This window comes from Microbispora sp. KK1-11, from assembly GCF_006874435.1.
GTDB lineage: Bacteria > Actinomycetota > Actinomycetes > Streptosporangiales > Streptosporangiaceae > Microbispora > Microbispora catharanthi.
The window spans coordinates 1-1,175 of sequence record NZ_VIRJ01000096.1; the positions used below are offsets into that span (position 1 = coordinate 1).

The 1,175-nt window shown below is 71.5% G+C and carries 2 protein-coding genes; both read left to right on the forward strand.

Annotated elements, in window-relative coordinates; translation table 11 throughout:
• Positions 1–482 (forward strand): cellulose binding domain-containing protein (locus FLW16_RS42860; RefSeq protein WP_185949863.1); only part of this gene is annotated, 482 nt, incomplete at its 5' end.
• Between the two features lie 53 nt (positions 483–535).
• A partial coding sequence (locus FLW16_RS42865; protein ID WP_260616213.1) for a cellulose binding domain-containing protein occupies positions 536–1,175 on the forward strand: 640 nt, incomplete at its 3' end.

Genomic DNA, 1,175 nt, shown 5'->3' on the forward strand with positions numbered 1-1,175 from the left:
ACCTGATCGACGGCATCCACCCCACCGCGAACGGCTACGACAAGATGGCCGCCGCCTGGTACGCGGCGCTCCAGTCGGTCCCCGGCAGCATCGGGCAGGGCCCCGGCACCAGCCCCAGCCCGTCGCCCAGCCCGTCGCCCAGCCCCTCAGCCAGTCCCTCGGCCAGCCCGTCGCCGGGCGGCGCGGGGTGCTCGGCCGCGTACGCGATCGCCGGGCAGTGGGACGGCGGCTTCCAGGCGACGGTGACCGTGACCGCGGGCAGCTCGGCCATCTCCTCCTGGACGGTCGGCTGGCGGTTCGGCAACGGCCAGACGGTCACCCAATCGTGGAACGCCACGATCAGCACCAGCGGCGCCGAGGTCACCGCCCGCAACGTCGGCTACAACGGCGCGCTCGGCGCGGGCGCGAGCACCCAGTTCGGCTTCCTCGGCAGCTGGAACGGCGCCAACGGCGTGCCCACGCTGACCTGCACCGCGGGCTGAGTCCGCACGCCTGCACCGTCCCCTGACGAATCCCTATCCCCCTGGAGATTCTCGTGCGCTTCACTCGACATCGGCGCTGGCTCGCGGCCGGGATGGCCGCGGCGCTGAGCGTCCTCGGAGTCGTGACCGCCGGCTCCGCCCGCGCCGCCGCGGGGTGCCGGGTCACCTATACCGTGACAAACCAGTGGCAGGACGGCTTCGGCGCCAACGTGGACGTGGTCAACCTGGGTGACCCGGTCAACGGCTGGAGCCTGACCTGGTCGTTCCCGGCGGGGCAGACGATCAGCCAACTGTGGAACGGCAGCTATACGCAGTCGGGCGCTCAGGTCACCGTGACCAACGCCTCCTACAACGGCGCCATCCCGACCGGCGGCAGCGCGTCGTTCGGCTTCAACGGCTCCTGGACCTCGTCCAATCCGGTGCCGGCGAGCTTCGCGCTGAACGGCACCACCTGCAGTGGAACCGTCACCAGCCCCAGCCCCAGCCCCACTCCCAGCCCCAGCGCCAGTCCCAGTGCCAGCCCCTCGGCGTCCCCCTCCCCGAGTCCCTCCCCCAGTCCCTCCCCCAGTCCGTCGGCGAGTCCGTCGAACGGGCCGTGGCCGCCGTCGTCGACGTATTCCAACCCGGTGTTGTGGGAGGACCTGGCCGACATCGATGTCTTCCGGGTGGACGACACCTACTACTACTCGGCCT